A 22,785-nucleotide genomic window follows, 5' to 3' on the forward strand; every position below is an offset into this window, starting at 1 on the left:
GTGCTGGAGATGAATCTTGATTGATTGGAAAACCATTCCCGGCGGACGCGTCAGCGGTGCGCCATGGCAAGTAGCCATGCTCGGCTTCTGCATCCGTACGGGGACCTGCCATGCGTTGTCGGACACTGATCTGCAAGCCCTGAATCAATCGCTGCCACTGAACGGACTGCGCGAGTATGGCTTGGCCAACGGCATGCGCTTCAGTTCACCGCATTTGGCGACGTTGGTGCAGGATGCCGACGCGGTGCTGCTGTTTGCCCAATCCCGCCCAGACCAGGCTTCGTTCACATTGCAGGCCTCAAGCAGCAAGTACCTTGTGCTGGCAACTGCACGGGACCAGCCCCTGCTTGCAGATGAAGGTAGCTTCGGGGCCATTTTCGTTCCTGGCGACCACCCCGGCCGCGCAGGGAACGTCGTCACCACAACGCACTATATTGACTCCCGTCTACACGGTGACGCTGCAGCCCAGGCACTCGCACTGGCCGACATACCGCCTGCCCACACAGGGGTACATGCCTACTATCACTCCGCACCGTCGTGGATCAATTGGATAACCACTGCGATCGCCAGAGACGCTGCTGTAGTGCGCGCCAACGGACCGCTGCTGAGCGTCATCGTGCCCGCCTACAACTACGGGCGCTTTCTCCGCCAATGTGTGCAGTCGGTACTGGATCAAGGTATTGACGACCTCGAGATCCTGATACTTGACAATGCGTCAACCGATGACAGCCCTGAGGTCATGCATGGCTTTGCGGATGAGCCGCGGGTCCGCTACATGCGCAATCCACACAACTATGGTGCCGGCTTCAATTGGCTCAATGGCCTGAACCTGGCGCGCGGCACCTATTGCGCGTTCCTCTCTGCCGATGACTTCTACAATCCCGGCCATCTGCTGCGACTGATGCCTGCCCTATGCAGCAACCCGCAGGTGGTTGCCGGCTATACCAGCATCTGTTGGGTCGACGACAATGGTGCCGCCGTGAACCAGCCGCGCCATCCTGGCTACAGATCGGCCGACTATGTTGGCGGTCGCAACGAAGTGGCCGACCTGCTCGTCCACGACTGCTACATTGCACCTTCGGCGGCAATCTACCGCACGCTCCAACTACGCACCACCTGGCAACCGTCAAACACGCATGGCGCCGGCGACTGGGAGATGTCAATCCAGATCGCCGAGAAGTTCCCCGACTTCGCATATATCGATGCGCCTGGCGTCAGCTACCGGCTGCATGCTTCGCAGCATTCCAGCCGGTTCTATGCCTCCACCAATCCGCTTGAAGATCACCTGACCATTCTTGAAGGTGTATTCAAACGTAGCGCCCAGAAACATCTTCGCGGCCATGAAAATGCGGTCGCCGAGCACATCGAGCGCCGTCTTTCGCTTTACCCCGGTGAGCGGACCTCAGCACTCGGTGCACGAGCGCAGAAACTGGTAAGCGAGTTGGAGCAGCTGGCTGAGTTCAATGCGGCGCCATTGTTCAGCGTCATCCTGACCACCTGGAACCGCCCAGCCTTGCTTGCCGATGCTCTGAACAGCATCCATGCACAGACCTTGCGCGACTTCGAGGTGATTCTGGTCAATGACTGCGGCGGCCCGGTCGAACACCTGCTCGGCGAACCAGGGTTCCCACTCACCTACCTGCAACTTGGCCGCAACGGCGGCCCCGCCGCCGCCCGCAACGCGGCACATCGGCTCGCGCGGGGACGCTATCTGGTCTATCTGGACGACGACGACCTGTACCTGCCCAACCACCTGCAGACCCTGGCCGATGCGCTGCAGGCGCACCCGGATGAGGTGGTCTACAGCGACGCGTTGTTTATCACCGAGCGCATCGAAGGCAGCAGCCGGCACCCGCTGGCCGAGGAGCGCCGCTATCCGCATGACCGCTACTCGCACGAGCGGCTGTCGGTAGACAACTACATCCCCATCAACACATTTTCTTGGCCACGTGCGCTCGCTGCGGAAGTCGGCGGCTTCGACGAAAGACTGCCGGGATTGGAGGACTGGGATTTCCTGCTGCGCCTGGCTGCGCGCGTCGCCTTCCATCACGTCCACCAGGAAACCGTGCAGGTGCGGATGCGCGCTGACGGCGACGAGCGCCGCTCCGTGCATGCCTTCGAGCACTACCCAGCGCTTTACCAGAAACTGTACGCACGCCATTCCGATCTGGATGCGGAGACCGTTCGCAACGGCCGCGCGGAGCGGCTGAAACAACTCGGCCGTCTGCTGCCACAAACCGCGGAAAGCGCGATCGACCACTGGCGTGCAGTTCGCACACCAAGCCCGCTCCAGCGGCAGCTGTGCGAACAACGCATCAGCAGCCTCGGGCCGCCACCGCGACTGTGCGTGCTGCTGCGTTGCGCCGATGGTGACACCGTCGCTGTCTTGCGCAGCATTGCCAGCCTCCGCGGCGAGACCGGCCTGCCGGATGGTTTGCAGATAGTGGTAGCGACAGCTGGCCCGGCCGAGCGGATGCATGCTGCCCTTGCCGACGAAGATGTCCAGGTAATTGAGTGGGATCTGCAGCAGCCTGCAGCCATTCTCGAAGCCGTTCTTGCAGACATCGGCTCTGACTGGCTGATGGCGGCTGAGGGCGGCGACGAGTTCGCTGCAGGCGGTCTGTTGCAACTGCGCATGCAACTGGCCGAGCAGCCGCAGCTGCGGGCTGTGTTTGCGGACGGCTGGTGCCGGAATGCTGACGGTACGCTGGCGCCGATCCTGCGCCCCGACTTCAATCTCGATCTGCTACTCGGCAACCCGGCGATGCTGGCATCACATTGGGTGTTCCAATGTCAGTCGGCACGCGATGCTGGTGGTTTCAATGCCGCCGCAGGCAGTGCCACCGAACTTGATCTCATCCTGCGGCTCATTCACCGCAGTGGCTTTGAGGGCATTGCCCATCTGCACGAACCCGTGATCACTGGCGCGCCGGCGCGGTTTGACTGCCAGGCGCAGCAGCAGGTCATCCTTGCCCATCTGCGCGCACGCGGTTACCCCGATGCGACAGTGGAGGCGATTGGCTCGGGCTTGTATCGCATCAACCATGCGCACGCACGGCGGCCGGTGGTGTCGCTGGTGATCGTGGTATCGGCCGACACCACGCTGGCAGTCCTCGAGCGCTGCGTGGTATCGGTACTGGAAAAGACCCGCTATGCCGACTATCACTTGCTGCTGGTCGACAACGGCGCGACGGATGAACTGCGTCAATGGATGCAGCAGGTTGAGTCCTTGGCCGCAGATCGGGTGCAGGCATTCGCCTTCGATCCGCCGCTGCCGCACGCCGCTGCCTGCAATCTTGCCGCGACCCAGGCAAGCGGCGAGTTCCTGCTGTTCCTGCGCCCCGAGGTAGCCGCGTTGCAGCCTCATTGGCTGGATGAGCTGCTCAATCATGGCCTGCGCCCCGAGGTCGGGGTGGTGGGTGCCAAGACCGTCTCCGGCGATGGCAAGCTCAGCCACGCCGGGCTGGTGCCAGGCCTGTTCTGCAGCGGCGGCCACGCGTTTGCCGGCGCTGCCATGGATGCGCCCGGCTACATGAACCGTCTACAGGTGGCGCAGCAATATTCGGCGGTAGCGGACAGCTGCCTGTTGATCGGCGCGGAGCTGTTCGCCGAACTGGATGGTTTCGATCACGCGACGTTCGCCGATGAAGGTGCCGATGTGGATCTGTGCCTGCGCGCGCGTGCGCGCGGCTATCTGACCGTGTGGACGCCGCATGCCTTGCTGCTGCATTCGACCGAGCAGTCCGGGATGATTGAAGCGACAGCCGATGCCCTGCTCGAACGCTGGCTCCCTGCCCTCGCCCACGATCCGGCCTACAACCCCAGCCTGCGGCTGGACGTCGCCGGTGGATTCCGCCTGGGTGAATCGGATTTCTCGTGGAAGCCACTGCCCTGGCGGCCGCTTCCCCGCGTATTGGCGCAGCCTGCCGATCCCTGGGGCAGTGGCCAGTACCGGGTAATCCAGCCGTTTGAAGCCTTGAAGCTGGAAGGCCATGTTGAAGGCGCGCTCTATTCGACCTTGCTGGACCCGGTCGAGCAGGCGCGCATAGATCCGGATGTAGTGATCCTGCAGCGCCGCGTCAGCGAGGATGACCTGCACAAGATCCAGCGCGGTGCCCGCTTCTCGCGTGCGATCAAGGTCTATGAGCTCGACGACTACCTGCCCAATCTGCCGGCCAAAAGCACGCATCGCGAGCATATGCCGCGCGATGTATTGCGCAGCCTGCGCAAGGCCATGGGCATGGTCGACCGGTTCGTGGTGTCCACACCGGCGATGGCCGAGGCCTTCGCAGGCCTGCATCCGGATATCCGCATTGCCCGTAACCGTCTTCCGCTGAGCTGGTGGAAGCACCTGCCCGCAGTGCGCCGCGACGACAACCGGCGCCCACGCGTCGGCTGGGCCGGTGGCCTGGGCCATACCGGCGACTTGGAAATGATTGCCGATGTTGTCAGCGAATTGGCGCAGGAGGTGGACTGGGTGTTCTTCGGCATGTGCCCGGACCGCCTGCGTCCGTATGTGGCCGAGTTCCATCCGGGCGTGGATATCGCGCTGTATCCGCGTGCATTGGCGCAGCTGCAGCTCGACCTGGCCATCGCGCCGTTAGAAGAGAACCGCTTCAACGAATGCAAGAGCAACCTGCGCCTGCTCGAGTACGGTGCCTGCGCGGTACCGGTGGTCTGCAGTGATGTCGGCCCGTACCGTGACCCCGCCCTGCCGGTTACCCGCGTACGCAACCGGCACCGCGAATGGGTGGGTGCCATCCGCGAACATCTGGCCGATGCCGACGTACGTCGCTTGGCAGGCGATGCGCTGAAATCGGTGGTTCACCGCGACTGGATGCTCGAAGGTGCCGGGCTTGATGAGTGGCGCGCCGCCTGGCTGCCCTGATCCAAGCTCTGCTCCATTGTCATTACGGCCGCCGGTTCTCCGGCGGCCGTCTTCGTTCTGCCAGCTGCGAATCCACCGCCAGCGGCGTGAGCCGAAGCTCCCGTGTCGGAAAGCCGACGCCCAATCACCGCAGCCGCGACGTATTCACGAACATCAAGACCTTCACGGTTCCGGCACGCAACTTGCAGTTGCTCCAGCAGCTCCCCACACGTTGCCCGGAAACCCGCACGATGTCCCACTCCATCACCTCCGTTCTCTCCCAGATCCGCACGCTGCAGAACCAGGTGGGGCAAACCGCGCCCATCGCCGATCTGCCGCGCAGCAACGCGATCCAGGGGCTGGCCGAGGGCAATGCCGTTGCCGCACCGTCCTTCAGCCAGACCCTTGAAGGCGCCATCAAGGGCGTCAACGAAGCCCAGCAGAAGTCCGGGCAACTGGCCGCAGCCTTCGAGCGTGGCGATGCCAATGCCGATCTGGCCAAGGTCATGGTCGCCTCCCAACAGTCCTCGCTGGCGTTCCGCGCCACCGTGGAAGTCCGTAACCGTCTCGTCCAGGCTTACCAGGACGTGATGAACATGCCGCTGTAAGGATCCGCACGCATGGCACTCGCGCTGTCCAGAGAATCACTGAATCCGGAACGGGCTGGGGCCTGGTTCGACCGTCTGCAAAGCCTGCAGATCACCCGTCGCCTGGGCTTGATGGCAATGATCACGGTTGCCGTGGCGGCCGGCCTGTTCGTGTTCTTCTGGGCGCAGAAGCCGCAGATGATGCCGCTGTACACCGGGCTGGACCAGAAGGCCACCGCCGAGGCCACCGACCTGCTGCGCTCTGCGCAGATCCCGTTCGAGCTGGACGCCGCTACCGGCGCGATCAGCGTGCCGGAAAAGAACGTGCACGATGCGCGCCTGAAGCTGGCCGGTTCCGGCCTGACCGAAAGTGGCCGCCTCGGCTTTGAAATGATGGAACGCGACCCCGGTTTCGGCGTCAGCCAGTTCGTTGAAACCGCGCGCTACCAGCACGCGCTGGAAACCGAGCTGGTGCGCACCATCAGCAGCCTGCGCCCGGTGCGCGATGCCCGCGTGCATCTGGCTATTCCCAAGCCCAGCGCCTTCACCCGCCAGCGTGATGTCGCCAGCGCCTCGGTGGTTCTGGAACTGCGTGGCGGCCAGCAGCTGGAACGCAACCAGGTCGATGCCATCGTGCATATGGTGGCCTCCAGCATTCCCGATCTGGCGCCCGAACGCGTCACCGTGGTCGACCAGAGTGGGCGCATGCTCACCATCGCCGATCCCAACAGCGACGCTGCGCTCAACGCCGCCCAGTTCGACCAGGTCCGTCGCCTGGAAGGCTCCTACAACCAGCGCATCCGCGAACTGCTGGAGCCGATGACCGGCGCAGGCCGGGTCAACCCGGAAGTCAGCGTCGACATGGATTTCTCCGTCACCGAGGAAGCCCGCGAGCTCTACAACGCCGAGCCGCAGAAGGTGCGCAGCGAGCAGATCAGCGAGAACACCAGCACCACCGCTGGCCCGCAGGGCATTCCCGGCGCCACCAGCAACACCCCGCCGGGCCCGGCCGCCGCGCCGCCGGCAACGGCCAGCACGCCGACTGAAACCTCCAAGAACGCTACCCGCAATTACGAGCTGGACCGCACCCTGCAGCACACCCGCCAGCCGCCTGGTCGGGTCAACCGCGTCTCGGTTGCGGTGCTGGTGGACCACGTGCCGCGTGCCGGTGCCAACGGCAAACTCGCCGATCAGCCGCTCAGTGCTGCCGAACTGACCCGCGTCGAGGCACTGGTCAAGCAGGCTGTGGGCTTCAACGCCGAACGTGGCGACACCGTGTCGGTGATGAACGCGCCCTTCGTGCGTGAAGCCCTGCCGGTGGAAGCGCCCAAGTGGTGGGAAAACCCGCAGGTCCGTGACGCCCTGCGTCTGGTTCTTGGCGCCATCGTGGTACTGGCCCTGCTGTTCGGCGTGCTGCGCCCCGCCCTGCGCCAGATCACCGGCACGCCCAAGGCGCTTGCAGGCCCGGAAGATCCGCTCAGCGCCGACGTGCAGGTACTGGATGACGGCACCGAAATGCCGGCCCTTGCCGCCGACCGCCTGCACCTGGACGGCACGCCGGCGCTGGCCCTGCCAGTGGATGCATATGAAGAACGCCTGCGCATGGCCCGTGAAGCAGTGAAGACCGACTCCAAGCGGGTTGCCCAGGTAGTGAAGGGATGGGTGTCAAATGACTGATGCAATGCCGATGACCGGCGTGCAACGTGCCGCCGTACTGCTGCTGTCGCTCGGCGAGACCGACGCGGCCGAAGTGCTGCGCCACATGGAACCGAAGGAAGTACAGAAGATCGGCATCGCCATGGCCACGCTCACCGATGTCACCCGTGAGCAGGTGCAGAAAGTGATGGATGATTTTGGTGCCGAGCTGGGCAACAAGACCTCGTTGAGCGTTGGCTCGGACGACTACATCCGCAACATGCTGGTGCAGGCGCTGGGCAATGAGAAAGCCAGCAATCTGATCGATCGCATCCTGCTCGGCCGCAATACCACCGGCCTGGACGCGCTGAAGTGGATGGACCCGCGCGCGGTCGCCGATCTGGTGCGCAACGAGCACCCGCAGATCATCGCCATCGTCATGGCCCACCTGGAAACCGACCAGGCTGCCGAAGCGCTGAAGCTGCTGCCCGAGCGCACCCGCGTCGACGTGCTGCTGCGTATCGCTACTCTCGACGGCATTCCGCCGAACGCGTTGAACGAGCTCAACGAGATCATGGAGCGCCAGTTCGCCGGCAACCAGAACCTGAAGTCGTCGAACATTGGTGGCGTGCAATGTGCCGCCAACATCCTCAACTTCATGGACGGTGGCCAGGACCAGGCCATCCTTACCGAGATCGCCCGTATCGATTCGCCGCTGGGCAGCCGCATCCAGGACCTGATGTTCGTGTTCGACGACCTGGTGGATCTGGACGACCGCGAGATGCAGCTGGTGCTGCGCGAAGTCAGCGGCGAGCGCCTGGGCCTGGCCCTGCGCGGTGCCGACATCAAGGTGCGCGACAAGATCACCCGCAACATGTCCCAGCGTGCCGCCGAAATCCTGCTCGAAGACATGGAAGCCCGCGGACCGGTGCGCCTGTCCGATGTGGAAGGTGCACAGCGCGAGATCCTCGCCATCGTCAAGCGCATGGGCGATGAAGGCACCATCACCCTCGGCGGTGCCGCGGAGGCCATGCTGTGAACAATGCCGTGCGCTGGCTTGCACCGGATCTCAATGCACCGGCGGTTACGCCGGTGCTGGACGATATCGATCTGGACGCGCTGGAAACCATCGTCGCCGAGCCCGCTCCGCCGCCGGTGCAGCTGCCGACACTGGAGGAGATCCAGGCCATCCGCGACGCCGCGCAGGAAGAAGGTTTCCAGCAAGGTCACGCCGATGGTTACGCCCAGGGTCAAGCCGAAGTACGCCGTTTGACCGCGCAGATCGAAGGCATCCTCGACAACTTCAGCCGCCCGCTGGTACGTCTGGAAAATGAAGTGGTCGGCGCACTCGGCGAACTGTCCGTACGCATCGCCGGCGCCCTGATCAGCCGCGCCTACGAGGCGGACCCGTCGCTGTTGAAGGATCTGATCGATGAAGCACTGGACACTGTCAGCGGCACCAACCGCGATGTCGAAGTCCGCCTGCATCCGGACGATATCGCCGCCATCAGCAATCTGCTGACGCTGCCAGCCGGCCAGCGCCTGGTACCCGACCACAGCCTCAGCCGTGGCGACCTGCGCGTACACGCCGAAGCCGTACGTGTCGACGGCACCCTGGATGCACGCCTGCGTGCCGCCCTGGCCACCGTCCTGCGCCGTGCCGGAGCCGCACAATGAACGCTACGCCCTCGCCCGCCCCCGCCGATTGGGCAGCGGCCCGCAATCTTCGCCTGGCCGCGCGTCTGGATGGCATCTCGCTCGATGCCGGCGGTGGCCATGGTCTGGTCCGCGAAGGCATCCTGCGCCGCGCGGTTGGCCTCACCCTGGAAGCCGTTGGCTGCGAAGCGCCGATGGGTGCCAGCTGCAAGGTCGAGATCATAGATGGCGGCTGGGTCGATGCCGAGGTCGTCGGCTTTTCCGGTGACCGCACCTATTTGATGCCCAGCGCCGAACTGCATGGCCTGCTGCCCAATGCCCGCGTGGTGCCGTCCTACCGCCGCGGCGGTGTCGAAGTCGGCGAAGGCCTGCTCGGCCGCGTCATCGATTCCGACGGTATCCCGCTCGATGGCAAGGGCCCGATCCGCGCCGAAGGCGTCGTCGGCATGGCCGGCGTGTCCATCAACCCGCTCGCACGCGAACCCATCACCCAGCCACTGGACGTCGGTGTGCGCGCGATCAACGCGCTGCTGCCGATCGGTCGCGGCCAGCGTGTGGGGCTGTTCGCCGGTTCTGGCGTCGGCAAATCGACCTTGCTGGGCATGATGACCCGCTTCACCGCCGCCGACGTGATCGTGGTTGGCCTGATCGGTGAACGTGGCCGCGAAGTCCGCGACTTCGTTGAATCCACGCTGGGCGAAGAAGGCCTGCGCCGTGCCGTCGTCGTCGCCAGTCCAGCCGACCGGCCGCCGCTGGCACGCCTGCACGGTGCCTACCGTGCGACCGCCATCGCCGAGTGGTTCCGCGACCAGGGCTTGAACGTATTGTTGCTGATGGATTCGCTGACCCGCTTTGCCCAGGCCCAGCGCGAAATCGGCCTGTCGGTGGGCGAACCGCCTACCACCCGCGGCTATCCGCCCTCGGTATTTGCCAAGCTGCCGGCATTGGTGGAACGCGCCGGCAACGGCGCAAAAGGCCGTGGTTCGATCACCGCGTTCTATACCGTGCTCACCGAAGGTGACGATCCGCAGGACCCGATTGCCGATGCCGCGCGTGCCATTCTCGATGGCCACATCCTGCTGTCGCGCCGCGTTGCCGACAGCGGCCTGTACCCGGCCATCGACGTCGAATCCTCGGTCAGCCGCGTGGTCCAGGACATCGCCGATGACGTCTGGCGCGCCCGCATCCGCAAGCTCAAACAGCTGGTGTCGGCCTATACGGCCAACCGCGACCTGATCGCGATCGGCGCCTACCAGCGCGGCAATGATCCGCTCACCGACGAGGCGCTGGATCGTTGGCCGGAGATCATGGAATTCCTTGGTCAGGACGTGCACAACGCCGCCGACCTGGGCCATAGCCTGAATGCATTGCACCAACTGGTAGATAGTGAGACGCCCGCATGAGCCCTAGCCGCCGCCTGGATCCGCTGCTGCGCCGCGCGCAGGACCGCGAAGATGAAGTCGCCAAAGCCCTGGCCGAACGCCAGCAGGCCTTGGACATGCATCAGTCGCGCCTCTCCGAGCTGCGCCAGTACGCCGAGGAATACGCCAACGCGCAGCTGGCCACCACCAGCGCCGCCCAGCTGCTCAACCGCCGTGCCTTCCTCGACCGCCTCGACAACGCGGTCGAAGCACAAAGCAAGACCGTGGACAGCAACCAGGAACGCGTTGAAGCCGAGCGCGCGCGCCTGCTGCTGGCCAGCCGCGACAAGGCCGTGCTTGAACAGCTCGCTGCCAGCTACCGGGCGCAGGAAAAGCAGGTGGCCGACCGCCGCGATCAACGCGAGATGGATGATATCGGCGCCCGCCGCGCACGCCTGAAGAAGACCGAGGGCGAAGGAGAAAGCCAATGAATATCCTCCCCTCAGCGCTCTCCTCTGCCGGCAACGTCGACAGCAACAGCGCGCCGCGCAGCAGCACCGACAAGAACGCCGACAGCGGCTTCGATGCAATGCTCAACAGCAAGCCCGCCACGCAGAAGCCCGCAGCCAGCAAGCCAGCCAGCAATGACCCGGCGCCGGCCAAGGAAGCACGCGCCGACGACAGCGCCAGCGAGGCCAGCACCGAGCAGGCCAGCACAACCACCAGCAGTGCCGGTGATGACGACAAGCCCGAGGCAGCAGGCACGGACACCGATGCGCCCTGGCCGCCGTTTGGCTTGTCGGCAATCGTTGTGCCAGCTCCGGAACCGGCAGCGCAATTGCCCGCAGCGCTGGCCGCCGCCACCCAGCAGGCGGCACCGGCAGCTCCCGCTACGGGCGCAACCCCGGCCCTGCCTGGCACTGCAGCTGCAGTTGCTGGCGCCACGCCAGCGGCAGCCCCGAGCAGCGATGACGTCACAGCGGAGTTGACGTTGCCGATGACAGCGGCTGCCAACGATGATGGCGGCGAGCTCAACCTCGATGTCGACGCACCTGCACCTGCCGCGTTTGCGTCGCTGCTACAGAACCAGGCCTTGCAGGAAGTACGCAGCACTGCCCCGGCCAGCAGCATCACCGCGCCCACGCCGACCCCGGATCTGAATGCCGGCGACTTCGACGAGGCCATCGGCGCGCGTGTCGGCTGGCTGGCCGAGCAGAAGATCGGCCATGCGCATATCCGCATCAACCCGGAAAACATGGGCCAGATCGACGTGAAGCTGCAACTGGACGGCGACCGCGTCCACGCCAGTTTCAGCAGCGCCCACGCCGACGTCCGCCACGCCCTGGAAAGCAGCCTGCCGCGCCTGCGCGAAATGCTGGGCGAACAAGGCCTGCAGTTGAGCCATGCCGATGTAGGCCAGCAATCCAGCTCGCAGCAACAGAACGACCAAAACGAAGCCGGCAGTGGCTTGGCCACCGGCAGCCCACACGATGGCACCGACCTGCCAATGGCAAGCAGCCAGAACCTACGCCTGCGCGGCCTGCTCGATGCCTATGCCTGAAGCCCTGCAAGAAAGTGACTTTGTGGGAGCGGTGTGAACCGCGAAGCTGAAAATCTGAAACACTCCGAGCTTCGCGGCTGACGCCGCTCCAACAGCGCCGATGCACTCTTGTGGGAGCGGTGTAAACCGCGAAGCTGAGAATCTGAAACGCTCCGAGCTTCGCGGCTGACGCCGTTCCCACAGCGCCGATTCACTTCTTGTGGGAACGGTGTAAACCGCGAAGCTGAGAATCTGAAACACTCCAAGCTTCGCAGCTGACGCCGCTCCCACAGCGCCGATGCACTCCTGTGGGAGCGGTGTAAACCGCGAAGCTGGCAATCCATCCGCCCATCTACAAACGATCATTGCGCTGACAGAATTTGAGAAATCGCAGTGCAATTCTGCGTTGATGGCGCTACCAGCAACCAACCCAAAGCCAGGCTCCAAAACCCTTCGCACAGGCCGAGTATCCGTACCCGGCCACGTATATCTGGTCACGTTCACCACGTTGGGTCGCCAGCCACTGTTCCAGGATTTCTCGCTGGCATCACACATCTGCCAAGCCTTGTATCACCCACTACTTTGGCGCGACGCACGCTTATTGGCCTGGGTACTGATGCCGGATCACTGGCACGGTCTGGTTCAACTGGGTGCCCACACCCATCTCAGTACATTGGTACGAAGTATCAAAGCCAATACCGCGCGAACCCTGCCCGCCTCGATTACTCGCCCCATTTGGGCACCTGGCTTTCATGACCGCGCCGCACGCGAGGATCACGATCTAAAGGCGACTGCCCGCTACATCATCATGAATCCGGTCCGCGCCGGGCTGGCGAGTTCGCCTCGCGGATACCCCTACTGGAATGCGGTGTGGATCTAGGCCCTGCCTTTGTGGGAGCGGCGTCAGCCGCGAAGCTGGTGATCTGTCAGATGCTCAGCTTCGCGGCTGACGCCGCTCCCACAAACCACACATCCCACAAACCCGCCCCTCCCCACCCGCGTCAATTTCCCGCCATCTGCCCATTCACATCCTCCGGCACGGCCCTTGCATCTGCTTGGGCAGCAATCCTGAGGAGCTCCACGTGGCCGTTGCCGCTGATAAAAACCGCAAAGCTGAACCCACCAAGGAAGCGGCAAGCAAACCGCGGCGCTCGTTGTTGGTCCCCGCCCTGGTCGCCGTATTTGCCGCCGCTGCTGCCGGCGGCGGCGTCTGGTATTTCACCCAGGGCAAGGCCGATGCCGCGGCCACCAAGGCCACCGCTGCCAAAACACCGGCGCCGGCACAGTACTTCGCGCTGGACCCGGCGTTCGTGGTCAACCTCAGTGGTCCCATCGACGGCCCGCGCTACCTGCAGGTCGAAGTGCAGCTGATGACCCGCGACCCGCTGGCCCTGACCGCGCTGCAGACCCATGCGCCGGCCATCCGCGCCAAATTATTGATGCTGTTCTCGCAGGTCGAGCCGACCCAGATCGCCGACCGCGCCGGCAAGGAAAAACTGCAGGCCGCCGCGTTGGCCGAAGTACAGAAGCTGATGAAGACCGAGACCGGCCAGAACAGCGCCGACGAATTGTTGTTCACCAGCTTTGTGACCCAGTAAGGCGCCACGATGAGCATCAACGACCTGCTGTCCCAAGACGAAATCGACGCCCTGCTGCATGGCGTGGATTCCGGCTCGGTCAATACCGCCGAGCCTGCGGCGGCACCGGGCGAAGCGCGTTCCTATGACTTCGCCAGCCAGGACCGCATCATCCGTGGACGCATGCCGACCCTGGAAATGGTCAATGAGCGTTTCGCACGCTTGTGGCGCATCGGCCTGTTCAACCTGATCCGCCGCTCGGCCGAGTTGTCGGTACGCGGTATCGAGCTGATCAAGTTCGGCGACTACCTGCACTCGTTGTACGTGCCGACCAACCTCAACCTGATCCGCTTCAAGCCACTGCGCGGCACCGGCCTGATCGTGTTCGAGCCGACCCTGGTGTTCGCCATCGTCGACAACTTCTTCGGCGGTGATGGCCGCTACCCCACCCGCATCGAAGGCCGCGAGTTCACCGCCACCGAAATGCGCGTGATCCAGCTGATGCTCAAGCAGACCTTCACCGATCTGCGCGAAGCCTGGGGCCCGGTGATGAACGTCGATTTCGACTACATCAACTCCGAGATCAACCCGCACTTCGCCAACATCGTCAGCCCGCGCGAATACGTGGTGGTCAGTCGCTTCCATGTCGAGCTGGACAGCGGCGGCGGCGACATCCACATCACCCTGCCGTACTCGATGCTGGAGCCCATCCGCGAACTGCTGGATGCCGGCATCCAGAGCGATCGCAACGACCGCGACGAAAGTTGGGCCATCATGCTGCGCGAGCAGCTGGATACCGCCGAAGTCGAGCTGTCCAGCGTGCTGGCCAAGCGCCGCATGAGCCTGCGCGAGCTGACCAAGCTGAAGATCGGCGATGTGCTGCCGATCGAGATGCCCAAGCAGGTGCCGCTGTGCGTGGAAGGCATCCCGGTATTCACCGGCGAGTTTGGCGTCTCCAACGACCGCAACGCCATCAAGATCACTGCTACCCATCCTCCGGGAAAGCGCCCGAGCGTCCCCGTGATTCAGGAAAACACCGATGAATGACAACCAATCCCCCGAAACCGAAACCGTCGCAGCGCCGGCGCAGTTCGCCAACCTGCAGGCCGACAACGGCATCAGTACCGATCTGGACCTGGACGTCATCCTCGACGTCCCGGTGACCCTGTCGCTGGAAGTCGGCCGCGCGCGCCTGCCGATCCGCAACCTGCTGCAGCTCAACCAGGGCTCGGTGGTGGAACTGGAACGCGGCGCCGGTGAATCGCTGGACGTGTTCGTCAACGGCACCTTGATCGCGCATGGCGAAGTGGTGGTCATCAATGATCGCTTCGGCGTGCGACTGACCGATGTGGTCAGCCCCAGCGAGCGCATCCGGAGACTGCGTTGATCGCATTGCTCGCCTATGCCGCGCCGGCCGCCAAGGCGGCCACGCCGGTTGGCCAGCATGCGGCCAGTGCACCCGGCCTGTTCGGTGCGTTCTTCACCCTGCTGCTGGTGCTGGGCCTGATCATCGGCCTGGGCTGGCTGCTCAAGCGCATGCCGGGCGGCGCCTTCCGGCCGGCCGAGGGCTTGAAGGTGGTGGCCAGCATCAACGTCGGTGCCAAGGAGCGTGTGGTGGTGGTCGACGTCAATGGCCAGCAGCTGCTGCTGGGCATCACCGCCGGCGGCATCAGCACCCTGCACCAGCTGCCTGAGCCGTTGCCGCAGACACCTGCGCCGGCCCTGCCCAATCTCAAACAATTACCGAATTTCGCCCAGTTGCTGGCACAGAAACTGCGCAAGGACTCCTGATCATGTCGGGCCAACGCTTCAATTCAAGCGGTTTGAACTCACGCACCTGCTGGCAGCTGCTGCTACTGCTGGCGATGCTGGCATTGCCGTTGTTTGCATGGGCCGCGCCCGGCCCGCAGATGCCGGCGCTGCCGGACGTGAATGTCGGCAAGATCGGCGGCGCGCCGGTCAGCCTGCCGCTGCAGACCCTGCTGTTGATGACGGCGATCACCCTGCTGCCATCGATGCTGCTGGTGCTCACCGCCTTCACCCGCATCATCATCGTGCTTGGCCTTCTGCGCCAGGCGCTGGGCACCGGGCAGACGCCTTCCAACCAGATCCTGCTCGGGTTGGCGCTGTTCCTGACCGCGATGATCATGATGCCGGTCTGGGACAAGTCGTGGTCCACCGGCATGGCGCCGTATCTGGATGGCAAGATCGATTTCCAGACTGCCTGGCAGCTGACCACCGCGCCGCTTCGCGCCTTCATGCTGGCGCAGGTACGTGAGACCGACCTGATGACCTTCGCCGGCCTGGCCGGGCAAGGCCCTTACGCCAGCCCGGATGCCATCCCCTTCCCGGTGCTGGTTGCCTCCTTCGTCACCAGCGAGCTGAAGACCGCCTTCGAAATCGGCTTCCTGATCTTCATCCCGTTCGTCATCATCGACCTGGTGGTGTCCAGCGTGCTGATGTCGATGGGCATGATGATGCTGTCACCGATGCTGGTCTCGGCCCCGTTCAAGATATTGCTGTTCGTGCTGGTCGACGGTTGGGTGCTGGTGGTGGGCACCTTGGCGGCAAGTTTCAACGCCGTCTGAGCGCACCCCGGGCCTGGGAACAAACAGGCCCGGCCTCAGTGGAAATCGCGGCTGCGCACGTCCAGGCTGCCCAGCAGCGAGGACAGATCATCCAGGCGGCGTGCGATCAGATGACGCACGCCGTTTTCGGCTTCCAGACGACCACTGACCTGCATCAGCCGTGATTCCAGGAATATCTGCCGTTGGCGTTCAGCCAGCTGCCGCCAGACCACCACATTGATCTGGCCAAACTCGTCCTCCAACGTGATGAAGGTAACCCCGCTGGCGGTCGCCGGCCGCTGCCGGCCGCGCACCAAGCCGGCCACCAGCACATTGCCGGTACTGCGCATGCTTTCCAGATCCCGGGAACTGCGGCAGCGCCGCGCGCGCAGCTGGCTGCGCAGGCGGGCAAGCGGATGCAGCTCCAAGGTGGTTCCCAGCAAGGCGTAGTCCGCGTTGAGATCCTCGCCGACGCTGGGCATCGGCAAGGCAACATCGGCCTCCGCCGTCGCCGGCTGATCGTCGAACAGCGGCCGCTGGTCTTCCACGCCGGCAATCGCCCAACGTGCGCGATGGCGGTTGCCGGCCATGCCGCGCAAGGCACCGGCATCGGCCAACAAGGCACGTGCGCGCGCATCCAGATCCGCACGCCGGCACAAGTCGGCGATATCGGTGAACGCGTCCTGCGCCCTGGCCTGCTCGATACGCAATGCGTCTTCGGCATTGAAGCCGCGCACCAGGCAGAAGCCCAGCCGGATCGCCAGACGCTGGTTGTCGCGCTCCCATTCCAGCGAACACTCCCAGCCGCTGTAACGTACATCCAGTGGCCGCGTCGCCACGCCATGCCGGCGCACGTCCTGCAGCAACTGGTCCGCACTGTAGAAGCCCATAGGCTGGCTGTTGAGCAGCGCACAGGTGAACTCGGCTGGATGGTGGCATTTCAACCAGCTGCTGGCATAGGCGATCAGCGCGAAACTGGCAGCGTGGCTTTCCGGAAAACCGTAGCTGCCGAAGCCCTTTATCTGTTCGAAGATGCGTTCGGCAAAGTCCAGCGGATAGCCGCGATCCAGCATGCCCTCAGTCAGCTTTACCCGATGTGGTTCCAGGCCGCCGTGGCGCTTCCATGCCGCCATTGAACGGCGCAGGCCATCGGCTTCGCTGGCGTTGTAACCGGCGGCGACCATTGCGATCTGCATCACCTGCTCCTGGAACAGCGGCACGCCCAAGGTGCGTTTGAGCACCTCCTTCAGGGCTTCGGATGGATAGCTGACCAGCTCCTCACCGGTACGCCGGCGCAGGTAGGGATGCACCATGTCGCCCTGGATCGGGCCGGGGCGGACAATGGCCACTTCAACCACCAGATCGTAGAAGGTCTGCGGCCGCAGCCGCGGCAGCATCGCCATCTGCGCACGCGATTCAATCTGGAATACGCCCACCGTATCGGCGCGGCTGATCATGTCGTAGGTGGGTTTGTCTTCCTGCGGAATCGTCGCCAGGGTGTAGTGCCGGCCGCGATAACGCTCGATCAGGTCGAAGCAGCGCCGCACTGCGGTGAGCATGCCCAGCGCCAGCACATCGACCTTCATCAGCCCCAGGGTTTCCAAGTCATCCTTGTCCCACTGGATCACCGTGCGAGCGTCCATCGCCGCGTTCTCCACCGGCACCATGCTGTGCAGGGCGCGCTCGGAAATGACAAAGCCACCCGGATGCTGGGATAGATAATGCGGGAAATCGACCAGCTCGTTGGCCAGTATCAGGATGCGCCGCAGCAGCGGGCTGTCCGGGTCAAAGCCGTGTTCGCGCAGCCGCTCGGCATCGGGGATGCTGTCCGACCAGTGGCCGATGCAGGAAGTGAGCTGGGTGATCACATCGCCCGGCATGCCCAATACCCGCGCCACGTCGCGCAGTGCACCGCGCCCACCGTACTGGGTGGCCACCGCCGCCAGGGCGGCACGTTCGCGGCCATAGCGCGAAAACACGTACTGGATGACTTCCTCGCGCCGCTCATGCTCGAAGTCAACGTCGATATCCGGCGGCTCATCGCGGTCATCCGAGATGAAACGTTCGAACAAAAGATAGCTGTGCGAGGGATCCAGCTCGGTGATGCCCAGCACGAAGCACACCACCGAATTGGCCGCCGAGCCACGGCCCTGGCAAAGGATGCCGATGCTGCGTGCATGGGCCACCAGATCATGCACGGTGAGGAAGTAGGAGGCGTATTTCTTCTTGGCGATCAGGCCCAGTTCTTTTTCGATCAGCGCCTGTGCTGCAGGCGTCGCGCCTTCCGGCCAGCGCTTGCGCGCGCCGCGTGCCACCAGCTCCGCCAACCAGCACTGCGCCGTATAACCGGCAGGCACCACCTCGCTCGGATACTGGTAGTTCACCGCCTCTTTCAGATCAAACCCGGCACAACGCCGGGCGATGCACAGGCTGTGCTGCAGCAGTTCGGCGGGGTAGATCGCCTGCAGCGCCGACAGCGTACGCAGGTGCCGCTCGCCATTGGCAAACAGGCGCTGCCCGGCTTCGGCAACGGTGACCCGATGGCGGACGGCAGTCATCACATCCTGCAACGCGCGTCGTCCGCGCGCATGCATATGCACGTCACCGGCCGCCACCAGCGGCAGTTGCAGCTCTTCGCCCAGTTGCCGCAGCTGCTGCAGGCGTGCATCGTCATCGGCACCGTGGTGCAACTCCACAGCAATCCAGCAGCGCTGTGGAAACCACTGCCGCAACTGCATGGCTTCTGCAGACTGCGGTTGCACGCCAGGCAACCACAGCGCCAACAAGCCGCTGCGATCAACCGCGGCCAGGTCGTCGGCCAGCAAGCGGTATTCGCCTTTCTCCGCGCGTCGGCGGCCCTGCGTGATCAGCCAGCACAAGGCCTGATAACCGGCGGCATTTTCCACCAGCAGGACCAGCCTCGGTCCGTTCTCCAGCTGGATTTCGCTACCAACAATCAGTGGCAATCCGGTTTCCTTCGACGCACGCCAGGCCCGGACGATGCCGGCCAGCGTGCATTCGTCGGTGATGGCCAGCGCTTTGTAGCCATGCGCCTTGGCCCGTGCGAATAGCTCATCCGCAGTCGATGCACCGCGCTGGAAACTGAAGGCGGACAGGCAATGCAGTTCGGCGTAACCGGCACTCATGCGAACCAGCCCTGCAGCATGAAACCGCCCTCGCCGCCTACCTCGCGCCAGGCCCAGGCCTGCTGGCCGAAGCGGGTGCTGACACGGTAGTAGTCACGGCGCACGTCGTCGCCATCCCACCAGCCGCTTTCAATCCGCTCCGGGGCCGACAACAATTCCGGGCTTGCCCCCGGCCAGGGTTGCGGCGTGCGCAGCAACCATCCAGGCCGCACTGGTGACGGTAGGCTATCGGCGGTTGCAGCTGCAGCTGGGGCGGCCTCGCCGCGCCAGGCATGTTCGGGCCGATGATCGGCATGTACGCGCAGCCCGTGCACGGATTGGTCGCCCAAGCGCGCGCGCAAGCGTTCGCGCAACTGCTCCCACGGCATGCTCTGCTGCGGGCGGGTGTCGAACAACTCACGGTGCTCGGGGACGAAGGCCGGCAATTGATCGGCGCGCAAACCGAACTGGCGCACCGGCGCCGGCAGCTTGGCCTGCTCCAGACGGCTGCGGGCAATCTCGAACAACAGGCTGGCATCACGTTCGGCCGCAAGCAGACCGATTTCCACCGTGGTGGCTGGCCGGTCCTCGTGTTCCAACAACAGTGCAAAACGCTGCACGCTGCCATCACGTCCGGCCAGAAACGCCGCCAGATCGGAGGTCAAACGCCGCAGCGGAAACAGCAGCGCCTGCGAAGACTCCACCTCGTAACCCAGCTCGATACGCAGCTCAAAAACATCCGGCGGCTGGTACGGCTGCAATACGAAAGGCCTCTCACCCAGCAAGGCATCCAGCTGCCGCAGCACCTCCGGTGCAAAGCGCCGATTGATGCTGGCCCGTGGCAAAGCCTGCAACTGTTTGACGGTGCGGATGCCCATGCGCGCGAAAGCCCCCGATGCGCTGGCACCAAAGCCGGCGCGCGCCACCGGCAACTGGCCAAGCAATGCCAGCAACCCAGCCTCATCCACGCATATGCCATCACCGGCATTGGCCAGGGCGCGGGCTGCGACCGGATTGGGGGCCAAGGCGATCCGATGGCGGAAACCCAGTGCGCCCAGTTCCTGCCGTAGACGTGCTTCGAACTTCGGCCATGGCCCAAACAGCGCCAGGCTGTGTTCGATCTCGATGATCAAGGCCTGCGCATACTGCAGACTTACCTGCGAGCTGAACTGATACGCCCAGGCCGCCAGAAACCGATGCCACTCCGACTGCGCATCGGGCTCATGCGCATGTATCTCGAACCCGGTTGCCAGTGCCTGCGCCGTCACCAGCGATTGCCCTGCCTTCAAGCCCAGCGCTGCCGCTGCCGGATTGACCGCATGCACTACCCGCCGCTGGCTCGGCCCGCTGATCAGCACCCGTGCCGCTGCCGGCTCGGCGCAGCCGCGCAACACGCCATCCATGGCCAGATGTGGCAATAAAATGCACGCCCACCGCATGGCTTACTGCCCCCGGGCAAAGGGCAGCGGCCGCGAAGGCACCATGCCACCGCGGCACTTCAATACCCGCAGCTGCGCCGGCTGTGCATCGATGGCGATACGCAGCGCCGCAGGCGAAGGATTTTTTGCCGCCTGCAACGGCCGGCTGGCAAAGCCCAGGGTCTGCCCGGATTCGGCCGCCACCTGCAGCCGCCGCAAGGCCTTGTCTTCGGCCAGCTGCGGCCAGCACAGCACGGCACCGCAGCTACCCGAACGCAGGCATTGTTCGGTGGCCCAGAGCGCATCGCGCTGATCGGCCGCCTGCACCACCTGCAACTGGCGCAGGTCGATGCCCGCCGCCTGCCAGGCCGGTGCATACGGAATATGGGGCGGTGCCACCAGCACCACACGCTCGCCGGCTTGGGTCAGCCGTGCCAGGCTTGGCCACAGCAGGCGCAGTTCACCCACACCTTCGGCAGGCAGCAGGATTTCGCTCAGCGCCGATTCTGGCCACCCGCCGGTCGGCAACGCTGCATCCAGTTGCGCATAGCCGGTGGGCTGGCGGCTGGCCGGCAACGGCGCAGGTCGGCCGCGCCAGACCCGGCGCTCATGCAGCAGGCTATCAAGGGCAACCACCGCGCCCATCAGCCGCGCCGCACCAGGCCACAGAAAACACCTTCGACGGCAAAGTCCTGATCGGGTTGCACTTCAATCGGCGCATAGGCCGGATTGCGCGGCAGCAGACGCAACGATGCGCCGCTACGCGCGAGCCGCTTGATGGTCAACTCGCCATCCAGCCGGGCAACCACGGTCTGCCCGTTGCGCGCATCACTGCTGCGCCTGACCCCGACCAGATCACCATCGAAAATACCGTCGTCGATCATCGAATCGCCCTGCACGCGCAGCAGGTAGTCCGGGCGCATCGCAAACAGCCGTTCATCCAGCGCCAGCGTATCGACCAGCCCGGCATCGGCACCGATCGGTGCACCTGCGGCAACCCGCCCCAGAATAGGCACCTGCAGCAGCTCGGCACGCGCCGACTGGCCCGCAGGGCGGATCCCGCGTGCCTGACCGGCAGCCACTTCGATCAGCCCGGCCTCGCTCAAGGCCAGCACATGCTTGCGCGCCGCCCCACGCGAGGCCAGGCCGCAGGCGCTGGCGATTTCGGCCAGGGACGGCGATTGCCCGTGCCCATTCACCTGGTCACGGATATAGCCAAGGATGGCGGCACGGCGGGGGCTGAGGTCAGTCATGGAGTACATTTGTACTCCATCTACACAAAGCCCGCCAGAGGCTAAGCGCCTCTATTCAGGTGAATGTGGAAAACACGGTGCCGCTGCTATCTTTCGCGCCATATGGACCCCAAAGTCCCCATGAAACCGTATCCGTCCTTGCCACAGGCATTGCGCAGCGTGCCACTGCGCACCATCGCCCCGGTAACCACGCTGGCCTTGCTGTGTTTTGCGCTATGGCTGTGGTTTGACGGCGAGCGCCTTGCTGCCGCCATCAGCGGCGTGTTGGCCGTGCTGGCCCTGCTGGCCAGCGTATGGATCCATCAGCGCCAACCGCGCCTGGAGCTTGGTGGCGTGTTGCTGTGCGTGGCCACCGTGAGTGGCTGCCTGCTCTCTGCCTGGCAGCTGGGCAGCGACGCCCTGCCGTGGACCTACCTGGTACTGATGTCGAATTTCTTCATCGTCCGCAATCAGATCGCCACCCCGCTCAACCTGATGCTGGTCGCCGGCCTGCTGCTGATGCCGGGCCTGTTGCTGGGCCAACCGGCACAACTGCAGTCGCTGATCGTGATGGTGTTGGTTTTCGGCTTTGGCTACCACTTCTCGCATCGCCTGCAAGGCGACCGCACACGCCTGGAAATGCTGGCATCGCTGGATGCGCTGACCGGCGTTCCCAACCGGCGGGCGCTGGAGAAATCCTTGCAGGCGCATATAGACGGCATGCGTGCCGAGCGCTTCCGGCAAGGCCTGGTGGTGATCGATATTGATAATTTCAAAGAGGTCAACGACCGCTACGGTCACGGCGCGGGCGACATCGCCCTGTCCGACCTGGCCGCGATCCTGCGTTTTGAATTGCGCGAAAACGACCAGGTATTCCGCTTTGGTGGCGAGGAGTTCGTGATCCTGGTTGACACCGGCAGCCGCGAAGCGCTGGCCCGCTTCAGCGAGCGCCTGCGCAAGATGGTCTATCAATCGCTGCGCGGCCCCGGTGGCCGCATCACCATCTCGGCGGGCGCGGCGATGTATGCAGGCGAGCAACGTTGGCAGGACTGGTTCGCGCGCGCCGATGCTGCGCTGTATGCGGCCAAGGCCCAGGGGCGCAACAACGTGGTGGTAGCTGAGTAGCGGCTGTTTTGATGTTGGTTTTGGTTGTTGCTATTTCTGTGGCTTTGCTTCGGCTTCGCTTGTGACTTTGGCTTCTGCTTCTGCTCTGGCTTCTG

Annotated in this window: 19 protein-coding genes; 15 read left to right on the plus strand and 4 right to left on the minus strand. The window is 64.4% G+C overall.

The window, feature by feature from the left end; all coding sequences use genetic code 11:
• Positions 1-583 precede the first annotated feature (583 nt).
• The 14 genes from ABB27_RS07980 to fliP all read left to right on the plus strand — a co-directional run bounded on the left by ABB27_RS07980 (position 584) and on the right by fliP (position 15,811).
• Positions 584-4,888: a glycosyltransferase gene (locus ABB27_RS07980; RefSeq protein ID WP_211263688.1), complete on the plus strand. Its 4,305-nt coding sequence runs from the start codon at positions 584-586 to the stop codon at positions 4,886-4,888.
• A 230-nt stretch (positions 4,889-5,118) separates the two neighbouring features.
• Positions 5,119-5,475 (plus strand): flagellar hook-basal body complex protein FliE, encoded by a 357-nt coding sequence (fliE, locus tag ABB27_RS07985; protein ID WP_057628164.1) that lies wholly within the window; start codon positions 5,119-5,121, stop codon positions 5,473-5,475.
• 12 nt (positions 5,476-5,487) lie between these two features.
• Positions 5,488-7,131 (plus strand): flagellar basal-body MS-ring/collar protein FliF, encoded by a 1,644-nt coding sequence (fliF, locus tag ABB27_RS07990; RefSeq protein ID WP_057628131.1) that lies wholly within the window; start codon positions 5,488-5,490, stop codon positions 7,129-7,131.
• A gap of 10 nt (positions 7,132-7,141) precedes the next feature.
• On the plus strand, positions 7,142-8,128 hold the full coding sequence (gene fliG / locus ABB27_RS07995; RefSeq protein ID WP_057628133.1) for a flagellar motor switch protein FliG: 987 nt from the start codon (positions 7,142-7,144) through the stop codon (positions 8,126-8,128).
• Complete coding sequence (locus ABB27_RS08000; protein ID WP_057628135.1) at positions 8,125-8,766, plus strand: FliH/SctL family protein; 642 nt, start codon at positions 8,125-8,127, stop codon at positions 8,764-8,766. Before fliG ends, ABB27_RS08000 begins: the two co-directional genes overlap by 4 nt.
• On the plus strand, positions 8,763-10,148 hold the full coding sequence (locus ABB27_RS08005) for a FliI/YscN family ATPase (protein ID WP_057628137.1): 1,386 nt from the start codon (positions 8,763-8,765) through the stop codon (positions 10,146-10,148). The genes ABB27_RS08000 and ABB27_RS08005 overlap by 4 nt, the downstream gene beginning before the upstream one ends.
• The gene (fliJ, locus tag ABB27_RS08010) at positions 10,145-10,597 is read left to right on the plus strand and encodes a flagellar export protein FliJ (RefSeq protein WP_057628140.1); all 453 of its coding nucleotides are present in this window, start codon (positions 10,145-10,147) and stop codon (positions 10,595-10,597) included. Before ABB27_RS08005 ends, fliJ begins: the two co-directional genes overlap by 4 nt.
• On the plus strand, positions 10,594-11,667 hold the full coding sequence (locus tag ABB27_RS08015) for a flagellar hook-length control protein FliK (protein ID WP_057628142.1): 1,074 nt from the start codon (positions 10,594-10,596) through the stop codon (positions 11,665-11,667). Before fliJ ends, ABB27_RS08015 begins: the two co-directional genes overlap by 4 nt.
• Before the next feature lie 388 nt (positions 11,668-12,055).
• Entirely contained in the window at positions 12,056-12,526 is a 471-nt protein-coding gene (locus tag ABB27_RS20490) for an REP-associated tyrosine transposase (protein WP_083491208.1), read from the plus strand.
• A 202-nt stretch (positions 12,527-12,728) separates the two neighbouring features.
• The gene (locus ABB27_RS08020) at positions 12,729-13,244 is read left to right on the plus strand and encodes a flagellar basal body-associated FliL family protein (protein WP_057628166.1); all 516 of its coding nucleotides are present in this window, start codon (positions 12,729-12,731) and stop codon (positions 13,242-13,244) included.
• 9 nt (positions 13,245-13,253) lie between these two features.
• A complete protein-coding gene (gene fliM / locus ABB27_RS08025) occupies positions 13,254-14,270 on the plus strand; it encodes a flagellar motor switch protein FliM (protein WP_057628144.1) in 1,017 nt (338 codons plus the stop codon).
• On the plus strand, positions 14,263-14,610 hold the full coding sequence (gene fliN, locus ABB27_RS08030; RefSeq protein ID WP_057628146.1) for a flagellar motor switch protein FliN: 348 nt from the start codon (positions 14,263-14,265) through the stop codon (positions 14,608-14,610). Before fliM ends, fliN begins: the two co-directional genes overlap by 8 nt.
• The gene (gene fliO / locus ABB27_RS08035) at positions 14,607-15,014 is read left to right on the plus strand and encodes a flagellar biosynthetic protein FliO (RefSeq protein ID WP_057628148.1); all 408 of its coding nucleotides are present in this window, start codon (positions 14,607-14,609) and stop codon (positions 15,012-15,014) included. The genes fliN and fliO overlap by 4 nt, the downstream gene beginning before the upstream one ends.
• Positions 15,015-15,088: 74 nt before the next feature.
• On the plus strand, positions 15,089-15,811 hold the full coding sequence (gene fliP / locus ABB27_RS08040; protein ID WP_425477512.1) for a flagellar type III secretion system pore protein FliP: 723 nt from the start codon (positions 15,089-15,091) through the stop codon (positions 15,809-15,811).
• Between the two features lie 35 nt (positions 15,812-15,846).
• Here the strand turns inward: fliP and ABB27_RS08045 are convergent, their stop codons facing one another.
• The 4 genes from ABB27_RS08045 to lexA are packed head-to-tail and all read right to left on the minus strand — an operon-like array spanning position 15,847 to position 21,586.
• Positions 15,847-18,936 (minus strand): error-prone DNA polymerase, encoded by a 3,090-nt coding sequence (locus tag ABB27_RS08045; protein ID WP_057628152.1) that lies wholly within the window; start codon positions 18,934-18,936, stop codon positions 15,847-15,849.
• Positions 18,933-20,354 (minus strand): Y-family DNA polymerase, encoded by a 1,422-nt coding sequence (locus ABB27_RS08050; protein ID WP_057628154.1) that lies wholly within the window; start codon positions 20,352-20,354, stop codon positions 18,933-18,935. Before ABB27_RS08050 ends, ABB27_RS08045 begins: the two co-directional genes overlap by 4 nt.
• A gap of 3 nt (positions 20,355-20,357) precedes the next feature.
• Entirely contained in the window at positions 20,358-20,978 is a 621-nt protein-coding gene (gene imuA / locus ABB27_RS08055; protein WP_057628156.1) for a translesion DNA synthesis-associated protein ImuA, read from the minus strand.
• The gene (gene lexA / locus ABB27_RS08060; RefSeq protein WP_211263690.1) at positions 20,978-21,586 is read right to left on the minus strand and encodes a transcriptional repressor LexA; all 609 of its coding nucleotides are present in this window, start codon (positions 21,584-21,586) and stop codon (positions 20,978-20,980) included. The genes imuA and lexA overlap by 1 nt, the downstream gene beginning before the upstream one ends.
• 120 nt (positions 21,587-21,706) lie before the next feature.
• On the opposite strand from lexA, the gene ABB27_RS08065 reads away from it, so the two are divergent.
• Positions 21,707-22,690 (plus strand): GGDEF domain-containing protein, encoded by a 984-nt coding sequence (locus tag ABB27_RS08065; RefSeq protein ID WP_083491209.1) that lies wholly within the window; start codon positions 21,707-21,709, stop codon positions 22,688-22,690.
• Positions 22,691-22,785: the final 95 nt, after the last annotated feature.

Origin of the sequence: Stenotrophomonas terrae (genome assembly GCF_001431465.1) — a bacterium.
In the GTDB taxonomy this organism is placed as follows: Bacteria; Pseudomonadota; Gammaproteobacteria; order Xanthomonadales; family Xanthomonadaceae; genus Stenotrophomonas; species Stenotrophomonas terrae.

Coding starts and splice junctions, on each gene's coding strand:
- fliE (WP_057628164.1), top strand. CDS start 5,119: ATGTCCCACTCCATCACCTCCGTTCTCTCCCAGATCCGCACGCTGCAG.
- fliF (WP_057628131.1), top strand. CDS start 5,488: ATGGCACTCGCGCTGTCCAGAGAATCACTGAATCCGGAACGGGCTGGG.
- fliG (WP_057628133.1), top strand. CDS start 7,142: ATGACCGGCGTGCAACGTGCCGCCGTACTGCTGCTGTCGCTCGGCGAG.
- ABB27_RS08005 (WP_057628137.1), top strand. CDS start 8,763: ATGAACGCTACGCCCTCGCCCGCCCCCGCCGATTGGGCAGCGGCCCGC.
- fliJ (WP_057628140.1), top strand. CDS start 10,145: ATGAGCCCTAGCCGCCGCCTGGATCCGCTGCTGCGCCGCGCGCAGGAC.
- ABB27_RS08015 (WP_057628142.1), top strand. CDS start 10,594: ATGAATATCCTCCCCTCAGCGCTCTCCTCTGCCGGCAACGTCGACAGC.
- ABB27_RS20490 (WP_083491208.1), top strand. CDS start 12,056: ATGGCGCTACCAGCAACCAACCCAAAGCCAGGCTCCAAAACCCTTCGC.
- fliM (WP_057628144.1), top strand. CDS start 13,254: ATGAGCATCAACGACCTGCTGTCCCAAGACGAAATCGACGCCCTGCTG.
- fliN (WP_057628146.1), top strand. CDS start 14,263: ATGAATGACAACCAATCCCCCGAAACCGAAACCGTCGCAGCGCCGGCG.
- fliP (WP_425477512.1), top strand. CDS start 15,089: ATGCTGGCATTGCCGTTGTTTGCATGGGCCGCGCCCGGCCCGCAGATG.
- ABB27_RS08045 (WP_057628152.1), bottom strand. CDS start 18,936: ATGAGTGCCGGTTACGCCGAACTGCATTGCCTGTCCGCCTTCAGTTTC.
- ABB27_RS08050 (WP_057628154.1), bottom strand. CDS start 20,354: ATGCGGTGGGCGTGCATTTTATTGCCACATCTGGCCATGGATGGCGTG.
- imuA (WP_057628156.1), bottom strand. CDS start 20,978: ATGGGCGCGGTGGTTGCCCTTGATAGCCTGCTGCATGAGCGCCGGGTC.
- lexA (WP_211263690.1), bottom strand. CDS start 21,586: ATGACTGACCTCAGCCCCCGCCGTGCCGCCATCCTTGGCTATATCCGT.
- ABB27_RS08065 (WP_083491209.1), top strand. CDS start 21,707: ATGAAACCGTATCCGTCCTTGCCACAGGCATTGCGCAGCGTGCCACTG.